Origin of the sequence: Paraburkholderia unamae (assembly GCF_003268775.1) — a bacterium.
In the GTDB taxonomy this organism is placed as follows: domain Bacteria; phylum Pseudomonadota; class Gammaproteobacteria; order Burkholderiales; family Burkholderiaceae; genus Paraburkholderia; species Paraburkholderia unamae.
Map to the genome: position 1 here is coordinate 36232 of NZ_QLSU01000035.1, position 14240 is coordinate 50471.

The 14240-nt window shown below is 65.9% G+C and carries 13 protein-coding genes; 9 read left to right on the plus strand and 4 right to left on the minus strand.

The annotated features are described in order from the left end of the window. The 5 genes from C7401_RS37160 (at window position 1) to C7401_RS45190 (ending at window position 4415) form a co-directional block, all read left to right on the plus strand. Window positions 1-876: an ABC transporter permease gene (locus C7401_RS37160; RefSeq protein WP_112177029.1), complete on the plus strand. Its 876-nt coding sequence runs from the start codon at window positions 1-3 to the stop codon at window positions 874-876. 37 nt (window positions 877-913) lie between these two features. Then, on the plus strand, window positions 914-1744 hold the full coding sequence (locus C7401_RS37165) for an ABC transporter permease (protein WP_112177030.1): 831 nt from the start codon (window positions 914-916) through the stop codon (window positions 1742-1744). A 40-nt stretch (window positions 1745-1784) separates the two neighbouring features. Beyond that, window positions 1785-2615 carry an ABC transporter ATP-binding protein gene (locus C7401_RS37170; RefSeq protein WP_112177031.1) on the plus strand — a complete coding sequence of 277 codons (831 nt, stop codon included), beginning with the start codon at window positions 1785-1787 and terminating at the stop codon, window positions 2613-2615. A gap of 349 nt (window positions 2616-2964) precedes the next feature. Further along, a complete protein-coding gene (locus C7401_RS37175) occupies window positions 2965-3666 on the plus strand; it encodes a carbonic anhydrase (protein ID WP_112177032.1) in 702 nt (233 codons plus the stop codon). Window positions 3667-4238: 572 nt separating this feature from the next. Next, window positions 4239-4415, plus strand: a complete 177-nt coding sequence (locus C7401_RS45190; RefSeq protein WP_165841885.1) for a hypothetical protein — start codon at window positions 4239-4241, stop codon at window positions 4413-4415. 47 nt (window positions 4416-4462) lie between these two features. Here C7401_RS45190 and C7401_RS37180 read toward each other — a convergent pair whose 3' ends face one another. Then, window positions 4463-5488, minus strand: a complete 1026-nt coding sequence (locus C7401_RS37180) for an aldo/keto reductase (RefSeq protein WP_112177033.1) — start codon at window positions 5486-5488, stop codon at window positions 4463-4465. Between the two features lie 296 nt (window positions 5489-5784). Here C7401_RS37180 and C7401_RS37185 point away from each other — a divergent pair, with 296 nt between their 5' ends. Then, window positions 5785-7212, plus strand: a complete 1428-nt coding sequence (locus C7401_RS37185; RefSeq protein ID WP_112177034.1) for a DHA2 family efflux MFS transporter permease subunit — start codon at window positions 5785-5787, stop codon at window positions 7210-7212. A gap of 63 nt (window positions 7213-7275) precedes the next feature. Here the strand turns inward: C7401_RS37185 and C7401_RS37190 are convergent, their stop codons facing one another. Then, on the minus strand, window positions 7276-8304 hold the full coding sequence (locus C7401_RS37190) for a VTT domain-containing protein (protein WP_112177035.1): 1029 nt from the start codon (window positions 8302-8304) through the stop codon (window positions 7276-7278). Between the two features lie 227 nt (window positions 8305-8531). On the opposite strand from C7401_RS37190, the gene C7401_RS37195 reads away from it, so the two are divergent. The 3 genes from C7401_RS37195 to C7401_RS37205 all read left to right on the plus strand — a co-directional run bounded on the left by C7401_RS37195 (window position 8532) and on the right by C7401_RS37205 (window position 11567). Beyond that, window positions 8532-9353: a helix-turn-helix transcriptional regulator gene (locus tag C7401_RS37195; protein ID WP_112177036.1), complete on the plus strand. Its 822-nt coding sequence runs from the start codon at window positions 8532-8534 to the stop codon at window positions 9351-9353. A gap of 276 nt (window positions 9354-9629) precedes the next feature. Beyond that, window positions 9630-11342 carry an FAD-dependent oxidoreductase gene (locus C7401_RS37200; protein WP_112177037.1) on the plus strand — a complete coding sequence of 571 codons (1713 nt, stop codon included), beginning with the start codon at window positions 9630-9632 and terminating at the stop codon, window positions 11340-11342. A 33-nt stretch (window positions 11343-11375) separates the two neighbouring features. Beyond that, complete coding sequence (locus tag C7401_RS37205) at window positions 11376-11567, plus strand: hypothetical protein (protein WP_112177038.1); 192 nt, start codon at window positions 11376-11378, stop codon at window positions 11565-11567. Between the two features lie 42 nt (window positions 11568-11609). Here the strand turns inward: C7401_RS37205 and C7401_RS37210 are convergent, their stop codons facing one another. Together C7401_RS37210 and ggt are read right to left on the minus strand one after the other, a co-directional pair. Next, complete coding sequence (locus C7401_RS37210) at window positions 11610-12143, minus strand: helix-turn-helix transcriptional regulator (protein ID WP_112177039.1); 534 nt, start codon at window positions 12141-12143, stop codon at window positions 11610-11612. A 327-nt stretch (window positions 12144-12470) separates the two neighbouring features. Continuing rightward, window positions 12471-14204 carry a gamma-glutamyltransferase gene (ggt, locus tag C7401_RS37215; protein WP_112177040.1) on the minus strand — a complete coding sequence of 578 codons (1734 nt, stop codon included), beginning with the start codon at window positions 14202-14204 and terminating at the stop codon, window positions 12471-12473. Window positions 14205-14240: the final 36 nt, after the last annotated feature.

The window sequence follows — 14240 nt, forward strand, 5'->3', positions numbered from 1 at the left end:
ATGACCGACACCGCGATCACGATCTCATCCGACACGCCACGGGCCGTCGCTTCGCGCACCGACGCGACCGCTCCGCACGCGTATGCGAACTCGCGCTGGCGCAGCGCGCTGCGTGCCTGCGCGTGGCGTCTCGCGCCCTGGCTGCTGCCCGCGTTGCTGTTCCTGCTCTGGAGCGTGGGCAGCGCGCGCGGCTGGATCGCGCCGCAAATCCTGCCGGCGCCGCAGCGCGTGTACGAAACGCTCGTCGATCTCGCCCAAAGCGGCGAACTCGCGCGCAACACGCTGATCAGCCTGCAACGGGTATTGCTCGGCTTCGCGGGCGGCGCGTTGCTGGGATTCGCGATTGGCGCGGCGCTCGGACTCTCGCGCACGCTCGAAGCGTGGGTGCTGCCGAGCTTCAATGCGATCGTGCAGATTCCCGTGCTGGGCTGGCTGCCGTTTTTGCTGCTGCTGGTGGGCGTGGACGAGCCGCTCAAGTATCTGCTCATCGGCCACGCGGCGCTCGTGCCCGTGACGCTCAGCACGATGCAGGGCTTTCGGCAAACGCCTGCGGCGCTCGACGAAGTCGCGCGCGTGCTTGCCTATACGCGCTGGCAACGCATCGTGAAGGTCGTGCTGCCGGCCGCCGTGCCAACGCTCGCAACCGGTGTGCGCCTCGCGTTTACCAAGGCTTGGCTCGCACTCGTCGTGGTCGAGCTCGTCGCGTCGTCCGAAGGGCTCGGTTATCTGATCGTGTACGGGCGGCAACTTTTTCAGCTCGATCTCGTGATGGCCTCGGTGGTCGTGGTGGGCGCGGTCGGCTTTGTCATCAATCGGTTGCTCGACGCGCTGGAAAAGCGCTTGCGGCGCGGCACGCCTTCGGCGTTTCGCGGCTGACTGCCTTCGCTGCGCATGGTCGAAAGGAAGAATCGTCATGAGATTTTCGCTCGCGCGCAAAGACGCGCCCCCCGTTTGCTCCTGTGAAGCGACAGTCGAAACGCCACGGCGTCGCGTCGACTTTCGCGGCGCGGCGCTGCCCGTCGCGGCCATTGCGCTATGGTGGGCCGTGAGCGCCGCGCATCTCGTGAAGAGCGGCCTGCTCGTGAGTCCCGCCGACGTATTTCGCACTGCTTTGGAACAGATCGAGAGCGGCGCGCTGGTCCGCGCGCTGTCGGCCTCGCTCGCCCGCGAAGCGTGCGGGTTCGCCATCGGCGCTTCGGCGGGCTTGCTGCTGGGCGGCGCGCTCGGGCTTTCGCGCGTTGCCGCGCGCATCGTGGGTCCGAGCTTCGACACCTTCAAGCAAATCTCGTTGTTCGCGTGGATTCCGCTCATCTCCGTGTGGTTCGGACTGGGCGACGCCGCCAAGGTCGTGTTTCTTTCGCTCGCGGCCTTGCTGCCGGTCGCCGCGCACACCTGCGACGGCATTCACGCGGTGCCGCGCAAATATGTGGAACTCGCGCACGCGCTGCGCTATTCGCGGGTGCAGTTGATCCGCTACGTTCTGCTGCCCGCCGCGCTGCCCTCCATTTTCACGGGCCTCTATCTCGCGCTCATCTATTCGTGGCTCGCCACGCTCGGCGCGGAATATCTGCTCGTAGCGGGCAGCGGCATCGGCAATCTGCTGATCGACGGCAGCGAGCAGTTCCGCATGGACCTCGTGTTGTTCGGCATCGTCGTGGTGGGCGTCACGGGCTGGGCGCTCAACGCGCTCGCGCGGCTCGTGGAACGCGCCGTGCTGGCCCGCCTTCACGTCACCATTCAATGATTCGTACTGCCATTCAATTGATCCTGAGAGAGACCGCTCGATGAGTACCCTGGAACCCGAAGGAATCGACATCCTTCACGTGAGCAAACGCTATGGCGCGGGCGACTCGGCGCTCGTCGTGCTCGACGACGTGACGCTGCACGTGCGCCCCGGCGAATTCGTGAGCGTGCTCGGCGCGAGCGGTTGCGGCAAGTCCACGCTGCTGCGCCTCATTGCAGGCCTCGACGCCGGTTACAGCGGCGCGATCATGATGGGCGGCGAACGCGTGCGCGACACGTCGCTCGAACGCGGCATCGTGTTTCAGGATCACCGGCTGTTCCCGTGGCTCACCGCCGCGCAGAATATCCTCGCGGCGCTTCGCAATGCGCCGCTGTCCGCGCGCCAGAAGGACCAGGCGGTGGCCGAACACATCGCGCTCGTGAGGCTTAACGGTTTCGAACACGCTTATCCGCATCAGCTTTCGGGCGGCATGGCGCAGCGCGTGGCGATCGCGCGCGGGCTCGTGAACCGGCCGCGCGTGCTCCTGCTCGACGAGCCGTTCGGCGCGCTCGACGCACTCACGCGCAGCCGCCTGCAAAACGAGCTATTGCGTATCTGGGAACGCGAGCGCATCACGATGATCCTCGTCACACACGATGTTGACGAAGCGATTTACCTGGGCGACCGGGTCGTCACGATGGCGCCGCGTCCGGGGCGCATCCGGCGCATCGTGGAGGTCGGTTTGCCGCGCCCGCGCGAGCGCGCAGATCCGCGTTTCGCGCGGTTGCGCAACGAGATACTCGCTGAATTCTCCGAAGCGACGACGCTCGTCGGTAGCGAGACGGCTTCCAACCCCGCCATCCCCCCGGAACCGTGGCGCATGGCGTGGTGAGCGCACCGACCGACTGGCCGGTCGTGGCTTGCCCGTGACCCATGATCATGATGCCGGTTCAACCGGCGACACCCCGAATGTGCCAATCACGCGCGGCGTGAGAAAATGCGTCTTCGAACGGAAACGCATGTTGCGCCCGCGCTTCACGCTCCAGCCCACTTTCCCGTGCTTTGCGGCTTTTTCGGCCTGTTTGCCAACATATCCCGTCGGTTCGACGAATGGAGTGTGGGCGAGCCGGTGTCTCGCGTGGTGCGGCTGGCAGTTTTCCGATCCGCAAGGGGTCGCCTCAGCGTAAACTCACGCTGTTGCCATTCGATAGTGTCGATTCATGATAAAGAGAGAAACATCCATGCCAGACCACACTCATTCGCACGACGATCACTCCGACTCGTGCGGCTGCGATTTGCTACATCTGCTCGACGGCGTGGACGAATTCACTCATCACGTGTTCCCGGGCAACAAGGAGCTGTTTCACAGCCTCGCCCATAGCCAGGCGCCGCACACGCTGTTCATCACCTGCGCCGACTCGCGCGTCTCGCCGGAAATGATCACGCAGGCCAAGCCCGGCGACCTGTTCGTCTGCCGCAACATCGGCAATATCGTGCCGGCTTACGGCGAAATGCTGGGCGGCGTTTCCGCAGTCGTGGAGTTCGCGGTGCTCGCGCTCAACGTGAAGCAGATCGTGCTGTGCGGCCATACCGATTGCGGCGCGATGAAGGGGCTCGCCTCGGGCGCCGAAGCGACCGCCGACATGCCCACCGTGCAAGCCTGGCTGCGCAACGCCGAAGCCGCGCGCAGCGTGGTGAAAACGCGCGGCCTGGACGACGGCCAGGTCGTCCAGGCGCTCGTCGAAGAAAACGTCCGCCTGCAACTCACGCACTTGCGCACGCACCCCGCGGTGGCCGCGCGCGTGGCCCAGGGCCAGCTCGAACTGCAAGGCTGGGTGTACGACATCGGGCACGGCAAGGTCACCGTGCTGGACGAAGCGCACGGAAAATTCGAATCGCTCGGCCAGGCGCGCACGCGCCTGCGCAAGCGCGTCGAGGAATGACCGGGCGCTGACGCGCCCATTCATCACGGCGCCCTCACGGGGCGACGCCGGGGCGGCGGGTCTCGCCGCCCTGCCAATCCCTCTTTTATGCATTGCGCATGAATTGAAGCGCGTTCAACGGCGCGGCTCGCGCATTGCCGCGCGATTTTCTCAATTAAGACAACAATTCTTTTCATTTTAGGGGTTTTACCTAGGTGAAAACCCGAGTACACTTCCGCCCGTACTACATGCGGCGTCCTGCCGCACAAGAAAAATAATTCCGGAGGTTGGTCGCTCATGCCGTACGTTGCCACGCCGTATCCGCTACGCCACACGTCTCATCCCGGTTTCACCCGTACCACCCGTACTACCGACGCTTCACGTCGTACCGCGCTGCGCTAGTTCTGCACGCGTGTCCTGTTGTCGCGCACACGCGATGGCAGGCAAACCCAAGGCCCACTCCGCGTCATCGCCGTTTTCATGTCACCACTCGTGTGGCGTCAGACGGCGCGCGCCCTTGCGCGTATGGACGCCCGGTAATGGGCACTTCACCCGTCACGGGCCGAACGCCCGATTACCGAAGGAGCAAGTCCATGGAGTCCGCACAGAAGTCGCACGGCAAAATCGAAGTGAAGCTGTTCCTGCATCCGAACGATCATCACCGCGCGATGGTCGCCGCGAAGGCGCTCAATCTCGCCGAACGCGAGTTCTACGCGCTGGCGCTGCATCTGGGCTCGAACCAGATCCTGCGCCAGGCCGAAGACGTCTGAGCGCGCCGCGCCGCCAAATTCGCTGCGCGAGGCGCGCCCCGACGGCATCACACGGGCGAGGGATTGCGCTCCGCGAAACCCTGCTGATGCCAGTACGGGTAGGCCGGGCGCACCGCGCTCGCGGCATCGAGCTTCGCCACCTGCTCAGGCGTGAGATTCCAGCCCACCGCTCCGAGGTTCTGGCGCAACTGCGCCTCGTCGCGCGCGCCGATCAGCACCGTCGCGACCGTCGGGCGTTGCAGCAGCCAGTTCAGCGCGATCTGCGGCACGGTCTTGCCGGTTTCCTTCGCGATGTCGTCGATGGCGTCGATCACGCGAAAGAGGTATTCGTCCGGCACCGGCGGCCCCTGATCGGCGGTCTTGTGCAGGCGGCTTGTCCCGGGCAGCGGCTGGCCGCGCCGGATCTTGCCCGTGAGACGCCCCCAGCCCAGCGGGCTCCACACCACCGCGCCCACGCCCTGGTCGAGCCCGAGCGGCATCAGCTCCCATTCGTAGTCGCGCCCGATCAGCGAGTAGTAGGTCTGGTTCGCGACGTAACGCGGGTAGCCGTAGCGATCGGCCACGGCCTGCGATTTCATGAGATGCCAGCCCGAGAAGTTCGACACCCCGGTGTAGAGAATCTTGCCCGCGCGCACGAGTTCGTCGAGCGTGGACAGCACCTCTTCGGCCGGCGTCCTCGCGTCGAAGCCATGTAGCTGGAACAGGTCGATGTAATCGGTTTGCAGGCGCTTTAGCGCCGCGTCCACCGCGCGCTTCAAATGGAAGCGCGACGAGCCCACGTTGTTGGGTTCGTCGTCGAAGCGGAAGGTCGCCTTCGTGGAGATGATCACCTTGTCGCGGCGGCCCTTGAGCGCTTCGCCGAGCACCGACTCCGACGCCCCGCCCGAATAAATGTCGGCACTATCGAACATCGTGACGCCGGCTTCGAGACAGATATCGATCAGGCGGCGCGCCTCGGCGACATCGGTCGCCCCCCACGCCTCGAAAAACTCGCCCTTGCCGCCAAACGTGCCCGTGCCGAAACTCAGCACCGGCACCTTGAATCCCGACGCGCCCAGAAAACGGTGTTCCATTTCCGATTCTCCACATAGAGAGAGGTTGACGATGAAATGCAGTCAGCCGACGAGTCTACGCGCATCGATTCGAGCGTGGCGGCAGCCCCGCACCGCGCCCCCGCACAGCATCGCGGCTGTACATAAGCGTTTGCGTAACGGAAACTGTTGCCTTTGCGCGCGCGCTTTCTGCTTCACTATCCGGTCCGTCATGTTCCGATCGGCAACAAGCACTGCTCACTGCAAATGATCCTCTCCCCTTCGCACCGCCCACGCTCCCCCGTCACCCTTGCCCGCCGCGCGGGCGCGGAGGTCCGATGACCGCTCCCGCGCAACGCTCCGGCGGCATCGGCTGGCTGCCGTACGTCGTCGCCGCCACCTTCTTCATGGAGTATCTGGACACGACCGTCATCGCCACGGCGCTGCCGCAGATGGCGCGCTCGTTCGGCGTCGGCCCGAACAGCCTGAGTCTGGGCGTGACCGCCTACATGCTCGCGCTCGCCATCTTCATTCCGGCCAGCGGCTGGGTGGCGGACCGCTGCGGCTCGCGCACGGTCTTTTTCGGCGCCGTGGTCACGTTCACGCTGGCGTCCGTCTTGTGCGGGATCGCGCAGAACCTCGATGAGTTCGTGGCCGCGCGCATCCTGCAAGGCATAGGCGGCGCGATGATGGTGCCGGTCGGGCGCATGGTGGTCGTGCGCAGCACCGAGAAAAGCAAGCTCATGCAGGCGATCTCCACGATCACCTGGCCCGCCATTGCCGCGCCCGTGGTGGGGCCGCCCATTGGCGGTTTCATCACGACCTATGCGTCGTGGCGCTGGATCTTTCTGCTGAACGTGCCTTTCGGGCTCGCCGTGCTCGCGGCCATCGCCGCGCTGGTGCCGAACCTGCGCGGCGAGCATCGCCGTCCGCTCGACGTGACGGGCCTCGTGCTGAGCGGCGCGGCGCTCACCGCGATCCTCTACGGGGCCGAGCGCGCGAGCCAGCCGGGCGAGAATCCGTGGGTCGCGGTGGCGATCGTGGCCGCGGGCATCGCGATCGGCGTGATCGCGTTTGCGCATGCGAAACGCCATCCGCATCCGCTCATCGATGTGTCCACGCTAAAAATCCCGACGTTTTCCGTGACGGTCGTAACCGGCTCGGTCACGCGCATCGGCATCGGCGCCGCGCCTTATCTGATGCCGCTGCTGTTCCAGATCGGCTTCGGGCTCTCGGCGTTCAAGTCCGGCCTGCTGCTGCTCGCGAGCGCGCTCGGCAACCTCGGCATGAAGGCGCTGACCACGCGTATCCTGGAGCGCTGGGGCTTCCGGCTCGTTTCGGTCGTCGACGTGACGATTGCCGGCGTCTCGCTGATCGCGTGCGGCCTGCTCACGCCCGGCACGCCGATCGCCATCGTGCTGATCGTCGTGTTCGTTTATGGCATGACGCGCTCGATGCAGTTTTCCACGCTGGCCACACTCGCCTACGCCGATGTCGCGCAGCCGCAGATGAGCGCCGCCAGCACGCTCTGGAGCGCGGCGGCGCAGATGACCATTGGTCTCGGCATTGCGTTCGGCGCGCTCGCGCTGCGCGTGGCGGCGACGGCCAACGGCGAAACGACCGGCCACGTGTTCACGCTCGACGACTTCCGCCTGGCGTTCCTCGGCGCAGGCGTGCTCACGCTGCTTTCGGTGTGGGGTTATGCAAGGATGGCGCGCGATGCCGGCCAGAACGTGGGCGGCGGCTCGCGCAGTCAGCGCGCGTAGCGAAACGCGCGCGGAGAGGGAAAGAAGCGCCGGGCATCAGGCGAGGCCCGGCGCGGCGCAGCGTTATTTGGAAAGGCTCGCGCGCACGGTGTATTCCTCGTCGTTGCCCGCTTCGAGCGCCTCGGCATCGGCATAGGCGTGCGCGGCATGGAACTCGGTGGAGAGCGGCTCGACCGGATAGCCGTGGCGCTCCCAGGCGTCGAGACCGCCCCGCAGCGCGCGCGCGTGATAGATGTGCTTGTTGCGCAACTGGCTGACGATACGCTTGGCCGTCGCTTCGTTCGGGCACACGCAATACACCACGATCGGTCGCGAGAGCAACTCGGGCGAGAGCTCCTCGCTCGATTCGAGGTTGAGCGGGCGCGCGCCGGGAATGCGATACGACTCCTTCTCACGCACGGTTTGCGGGCGCGCGTCCAGCACGATGGGCGGCGCGCTCGACTTCATCATTTCGTCGAGCTGGTCGGGCGAAATACGGTGGGTGGCGAGCCAGTGGCGAAACTGCATGCGCCGCAGCAAGCGCCAGGCGAGGAACACCACGCCCGCCACGGCCAGCACGTCGAAAATGGTCATGCCGTTGGCGCGCACGAACGCCGCGAAGCGCACGATTTCCGCATGGAGCGCCGCGCCGCCGAGCAGCCAGGTGCCCGCCCACAGGGCCGCGCCAATCGAATCCCACAGCAGGAAAACATGCACGGCCACCGTGGTCGTGCCGAGCAGCGGCGCGGAAATGAGGCCGAGCCCCGGCACGAACTTGGCCACGGAGAGAATCGGCGCGCCGTAACGCTCGAAAACGTTGCGCGCGATCCGGATCGTCGTGTCGAGCGACAGGGAAAAACGCACGAGGCCGTTCAGCAGACGCCGGCCACGCATGCGGCCCGCCGCGAACCAGAGCGAATCGGCGAGCAGCGTGGCGATCACCGCCGCCGCCAGCAGGCTCGCATACGACGTTTCCCCGCCGGCCGCCATCGTGCCCGCGAGAATCAGCACCGGCGCGGCCGGCACGGGCACGCCCAGTTGCGTGACGAGCACGCTGAGAAAGACCGCTCCGGCGCCGAAATCGGGTGGAATCGCGGTGGGGAGCGTCAACATTTCGAGATATCCTGCGCGCAGCGTGGGTCAGGTAAGGAAACATGGCGCGCACGCGCCAGCCGAGGGTGGAGATTACAGCAAGGCGGGTTTCCTTGCTCACCTCGACGCCCGGGCCACGGCGGCATGGGACCTGGCGATCCGGCCCCGCCGTTGCCGCTTTCGCGCCGATGCGAAACGGTGCTACTCTCGTGGAAGTTGCTTTTTTCAGCCGCTTTCCGTTAAGAAACATGCGTTACTGGCATCTCGACCGACCGAGGCAGGCGGGTCAATTCGACCTCTCGCGCGTCACCAGCCTCGTTTCCGCCATCGGACGCGACGACGCCAACGCGCTCGCCGCCGAAGTGCTCAACATGCTCGGCCCGGCCACGTCGGTCACGCAGTGCACCGTGTTCGCCTACGAATTCGGCAACCGGCCGCGCACGGTATCCGTGGCCGACCATCGCGGCGGGCGCTTCCTGCGCGATGTCGCGGACACCTACGCCCGCCTCTTCTACGCACTCGACGGCAACCAGCAGATCGTCACCGGCGGCTCGGCCGACAAGCCCGGCTCGTCGTCGCTCGTGCTGCACTGGCAAAGCAGCGCGGACATCGCGCACGACGGCTACCGCGCCGCGTGCTACGCCGCCCCCAACGTCTCCGACCGGCTCTCGCTGCTTTTGCAGCCCGCCGCGGACATCTGGCTTTCGGTGAACCTCTACCGCGAGAGCGATGCGGGCAATTTCCAGCCTGCGGAAGTCGAACTGGTCGAATCGCTCGCCCCGTTGATCGGCGAGTCGGCGCGCCACCACTACACGATCCGCGGCCAGAGCCAGCTCGGCATTCCGCAGTTGATGCTCGCGCGGCTGCGCGGGCTGTGCCCCACGCTGTCCAAGCGCGAACTCGACGCCCTGCGCGGCGTGCTCGAAGGGCGCAGCGCGGTGGAAATCGCCGAGTGCATGGGCGTGAAGCCCAGCAGCGTCGTGACGTACCAGAAGCGCGCGTATCAGCGGCTCGGCATTTCGAGCCAGCGGCAGCTTTTTGCGTTGTGCCTCGCGACCGATCAGGGCTAAGCGCCCGAGCGTCGCTAACAACCCCGTCCGCACGCCCCCTCTCCCCGCTGTAAGCCCGCTGTACCCAAATTGAGGACAGCGGACCTCCCTGCTCGCTCCATACTGCCTCCATCGCCAGCGCTTTCCCAACGCCGCCGGCGCAGGCCCACGCACGGCATGCACGCCGCCCTGGGCCATCAAAAACAAGACTTTCGTATCGGAGACGCATTTCCCCATGCCCCCCTTCGCCCTTTCTTCTGAGGCCGGCGCACGCGCAGGCCGCGACAGGAACACACGATGAGCGCCGAATTCACCCCGTATCCGTTCGAGGCGAAGCAGTACGCCGCCCGCTTGCCCCAACTCGAAGGCGGCCGCGACATGGAGCGCCACGCCGTGACGATCGTTGGCGGCGGCCCGGTCGGCTTCGCCATCGCGCTCGGCCTTGCAAAGCACGGCGTGCGCTCGGTGCTGATCGAGGCGGACGAATCGGTCTGCTACGGCAGCCGTGCGATCTGCATTTCGCGGCGCAGCCTGGAGATCATCGAGCGCCTCGGCGCGCTCGACGGCTTCCTCTCGAAGGGTCTGCCGTGGACGGGGGGCCGCAGCTTCTATCGCGACGACGAAGTGCTGCACTTCACGATGCCGCAGGACGAAAACCAGAAGCTGCCGCCGATGGTCAATCTCGCGCAATACCACATCGAGCAGTTCCTGCTCGACGCCGCCGAACGCCACGCCGATCTCATCGACATCCGCTGGCGCACGAAGGTGACGGCCGTGCAGCAAGACGCGCACGGCGCGACGCTCGCGCTCTCCACGCCCGAAGGCGACTACACGGCGCAAACCGGCTGGCTCATCGCCGCCGACGGTGGCCGCAGCACGGTGCGCGAGGCGCTGGGCCTCAAGCTCCAGGGCACGAGCTACGAAGGCCGTTACGTGATCGTCGACATCCTGCTCGACAGCGCGCGGCCCACGGAGCGCCTGGCGTATTTCGACCCGGCCTCGAATCCCGGCTCGACCGTGCTCGTCCACAAGCAGCCCGACAACGTGTGGCGCATCGACTATCAACTGCGCGACGGCGAGGACGCCGACGAGGCGATCAAGCCCGAGAACGTCATGCCGCGCGTGCAGAGCCTGCTCGACATGATGGGCGAAAAGGCGTCGTGGTCGCCCATCTGGATCACGATCTACAAAGCCAACGCGCTCACGCTCGAACGCTACCGCCACGGCCGCGTGCTGTTCGCGGGCGACGCGGCGCACCTCGTGCCGATCTTCGGCGTGCGTGGCGCGAACTCGGGCATCGACGACGCCGACAACCTCGCGTGGAAAGTCGCGTTCGTCGTGAAGGGGCTCGCGAACGAGGCCTTGCTCGACAGCTATTCCGACGAGCGTGTTTTCGCGGCCCACGAGAACCTGAGCTACGGCACGAAGAGCACGGAGTTCATGGCGCCGCCGTCGTTCGCGTTCGACCTCATGCGCACCGCCGTGCTGAGCCTCGCGCGCGAGCACGCCGCCGTGCGCTCGCTGATCAATCCGCGGCAGACTTCGGCCATCGCTTATACGGCCTCGCCGATCAATGCCGTTTCCGATGCGCTCGCACTCGGTCCCGCGCCGGGCACGGTGCTGCCCGAATGTCCGCTTACGATCGTCGATCGGGAGGGCGCACGCGAAGGTCACGTGACCGATCTGCTCGCGCCGCGCTTCACGGCGCTCTACTTCAGCGAAGACGGCGCGACGCCCGCCCCCCTCGCCGCGCTGGAAGCGCAGCTTGGCGAGCGCGGTCTGCCGTTCGCACTCGTGCCGCTCGTACCGCTCGCTGCGCGCCGGCCCGCCGACGCGCAGCGCCCGAGCGGCTGGGATCACACGGGGCGCCTTTTCCCCCTGTACGGCGCGCAGCCGGGCACGCTGTATCTCGTGCGCCCGGACGGCCACGTGCTCGGCCGCTGGCACGGCGACGCCGCCCGTGCGGCCGAACAGGCGCTCGCCGCCCTCGACCACGCACTGCGCGCCTGAGCGCGGGCCCATCAAGTTCATCTGGAGAAAGCCATGACCGACAGCGAACTCGACACTGTCTACACGCAACTGTGCAGGACCATGACGGGACTGGGCGAAGCCAACGGCCCGCTCTTTCTCGCGCGCTTCGCGCTGCTCGCGATCGAGCGCATCGGCGACGCGCAAACCTGCCTGGGTTTGATCGAAGCCGCCGGCGAAAACATCGCCGCGCCGCAGCCCGAATAAAAGGAGGCGCTTCGTCCGCCTGCGCGGCGGCCGAAGCGCGCGTCAGCGCTGCGCCGACTGCACGAGCCGCGCGAGGCGCGAGCGGTTGCTGACGCCGAGTTTCTGAAACGAACGATCGAGATGCGTGCGCACGGTCGTATAGGAAATGCCCAACCGCTCGGCAATCTCCTTGTCGAGCAGCCCCTCCACCACCAGCGCCACCACGTCGCGCTCGCGACGCGTCAGGCGGCTGAAGGCTTCGCTCTCCCCGGCCGAGGCCTCGTCGGAATCCACCGGCGCATGCGCGCGCGAGCGCGCCAGCGCAGCCGCGAAAGCCGGACGCACCAGATCGAACAAGGCCAGTTCGCGCCCGGAAAGATGCTCGCGCTGCTTGCCGCGCCGGATGCGCAGATCGGCCAGATCCGCCTCGCCCGACCAGACGAATAGTTCCACGCCCGCATGCAGGCCGTCGGCGCGCAAGAGGTCGAGCAGGCGCCGGCCTACTTCGAGACGCAACACGTCCTCAGGCAAGGGATGATCGGCCAGCAGTCTGAAGACGTCGGCGATCTGCGCAAGTTCGCTGCTCGTCAGGTCCATGCGGCTTGGGGCGATGAGATGTTGGCGGGCGCGCCGGGCTCCTGGCGCAATCGTCAGAGCTTAATGATCTCGTCTCACGAACTCAATATGAAACGCTGATGCCGAAAAGAAAATGGGGCGGCAAACGCCGCCCCAACAAAAACACACGCCGGCAAAGGGCTGTCTTCCGCCGGAAGTTGCATACTACGCGATGAAAAACGAAGCTGCATCCCCAGAATTGAGGACAAACAATCATCACATGCAAACTTTCACAGCCTTACACGGCGTTGCCGATGCGAAACGCATGGCCGTCATTCGCGGCGCAAGGTTTCGTGCCGGCGGCGCGCTTTAAGGGATCACGCGCGACACGCCACGGCCGCGCGGATCGGAAACCGCTTCGGGCGTCTCGCCTTCGACACGGATGGCCTGAATATCGCCGCTGATGTCCTGCCCCTTGAGCACGTAGCCCTTCGCCTCCAGGGCTTTCGCGAGATCGCCTGTGATCGGGTGCGTCGGCTCCCAGAAAATCGTGTTCGGCGGCAGCAGTTGATGGTGGAATCGCATCGCCGCGACCGCGTCGGGCAACGGCATCCTGAAGTCATAGAGATTGGTGATGACCTGGAAGGTCATGGTGAAAATGCGCGAGCCGCCCGGCGTGCCCACCGCGAGCGCCACCTTGCCGTCCTTCGTCAGGATGGTCGGCGACATCGAGGAAAGCGGGCGTTTCTTCGGCGCAATCGCGTTCGCGTCGCTGCCCACCACGCCGAACATGTTCGGCACGCCGGGCTTCGACGAGAAGTCGTCCATTTCGTCGTTGAGCACGATGCCCGCGCCCGGCACGACCACGCCCGACCCGAAGTAACCGTTGATCGTGTAGGTGTTCGAAACGGCGTTGCCCCATTTGTCGACCACCGAGAAGTGCGTCGTTTCCGCTTTCTCGGGCATCGAGGTGCCGAGTCCGGGCTGCACGCTCTTCGTGTCCGAAGGCTTGTCGGGATCGACTTCGGCGGCGCGCTTCGCGAGATAGGCGTCGTCGGTCAGTTGCGCGACCGGCACCTTGTAGAAGTCGGGATCGCCGAGGTACTGCGCGCGATCCGCGAACACGCGTTTCTCGATCTCCGCGATCAGATGGATGTACTGCGCCGAATTGAGCGGCACGTCCTTGAACTGCGGCGCGAGCATCGCCTTCATCTTGAGCAGTTGCACGAGGCCGACACCGCCTGAACTCGGCGGCGGCGCGGTGATGACGTCGTAGCCGTTCCACTTCGCCTCCACGGGCTGACGCCACACGGCCTTGTATTCCCGCAGATCGCGCTTCGTCATGAGGCCGTGGTCCTTCTGCATGAGCGTGGCGATGAGGTCGGCGGTCTTGCCTTCGTAGAAGCCCTTCGGTCCTTGATTCGCAATGCGCGTGAGCGCGTCGGCAAGTTCGGGCTGCTTGAACGTCTCGCCCTCTTTGAGGTTGCCGAAGTACTTGTCGAAGTTGGTCTTGCCCGCGAAGTCCTTCTGCGCGGCCTCACGGCGCTTCTGGAGTTGTTCGTCCACGACGAAGCCGCTGCGCGCGTATTCGATGGCGGGCGCGAGCACCTGCTTCCACGGCAGCTTGCCGAAGCGCTTGTGCGCTTCCCACATGCCCGCCACCGTTCCCGGCACGCCCACCGCATCCACGCCGTACAGGCTCTTGCCGGGAATCACGTCGCCCTTCTCGTCGAGGTACATCGTGCGCGTGGCCGCGAGCGGCGCGCGTTCGCGATAGTCGAGAAAGTACGGCTTGCCGTTCATGTAGAGCGTCATGAAACCGCCGCCGCCGATATTGCCGGCTTCCGGGTAGGTCACGGCCAGCGAAAATGCGATCGCCACACTCGCATCGACCGCGTTGCCGCCTTCCTTGAAGATGCGTTCGGCCGTGTCAGCCGCGTATTGATCGGCAACGGCCACCGCCGATGCATTCAGAACCGCCGGGCGATGCTGAGTGTCTTTCGCGAAGGCCGGTGTGGCTTCGAGAAAACCCGTGGAAAACGTGCAAAGCGAGAATAGTGCGAGAGCCGCAGCGGAAACTTTTGTTTTTTCTACCAGCGCCATTGAGTGCACCCCCATGATTCGGTTTATCGGCCATGG

What these genes read in the sequence shown, in the direction of transcription:
- C7401_RS37180 (WP_112177033.1), bottom strand. Translation starts at nt 5,488, where the DNA reads ATGGAACACCGTTTTCTGGGCGCGTCGGGATTCAAGGTGCCGGTGCTG.
- C7401_RS45190 (WP_165841885.1), top strand. Translation starts at nt 4,239, where the DNA reads ATGGAGTCCGCACAGAAGTCGCACGGCAAAATCGAAGTGAAGCTGTTC.
- C7401_RS37205 (WP_112177038.1), top strand. Translation starts at nt 11,376, where the DNA reads ATGACCGACAGCGAACTCGACACTGTCTACACGCAACTGTGCAGGACC.
- C7401_RS37185 (WP_112177034.1), top strand. Translation starts at nt 5,785, where the DNA reads ATGACCGCTCCCGCGCAACGCTCCGGCGGCATCGGCTGGCTGCCGTAC.
- C7401_RS37200 (WP_112177037.1), top strand. Translation starts at nt 9,630, where the DNA reads ATGAGCGCCGAATTCACCCCGTATCCGTTCGAGGCGAAGCAGTACGCC.
- ggt (WP_112177040.1), bottom strand. Translation starts at nt 14,204, where the DNA reads ATGGCGCTGGTAGAAAAAACAAAAGTTTCCGCTGCGGCTCTCGCACTA.
- C7401_RS37165 (WP_112177030.1), top strand. Translation starts at nt 914, where the DNA reads ATGAGATTTTCGCTCGCGCGCAAAGACGCGCCCCCCGTTTGCTCCTGT.
- C7401_RS37175 (WP_112177032.1), top strand. Translation starts at nt 2,965, where the DNA reads ATGCCAGACCACACTCATTCGCACGACGATCACTCCGACTCGTGCGGC.
- C7401_RS37170 (WP_112177031.1), top strand. Translation starts at nt 1,785, where the DNA reads ATGAGTACCCTGGAACCCGAAGGAATCGACATCCTTCACGTGAGCAAA.
- C7401_RS37210 (WP_112177039.1), bottom strand. Translation starts at nt 12,143, where the DNA reads ATGGACCTGACGAGCAGCGAACTTGCGCAGATCGCCGACGTCTTCAGA.
- C7401_RS37160 (WP_112177029.1), top strand. Translation starts at nt 1, where the DNA reads ATGACCGACACCGCGATCACGATCTCATCCGACACGCCACGGGCCGTC.
- C7401_RS37190 (WP_112177035.1), bottom strand. Translation starts at nt 8,304, where the DNA reads ATGTTGACGCTCCCCACCGCGATTCCACCCGATTTCGGCGCCGGAGCG.
- C7401_RS37195 (WP_112177036.1), top strand. Translation starts at nt 8,532, where the DNA reads ATGCGTTACTGGCATCTCGACCGACCGAGGCAGGCGGGTCAATTCGAC.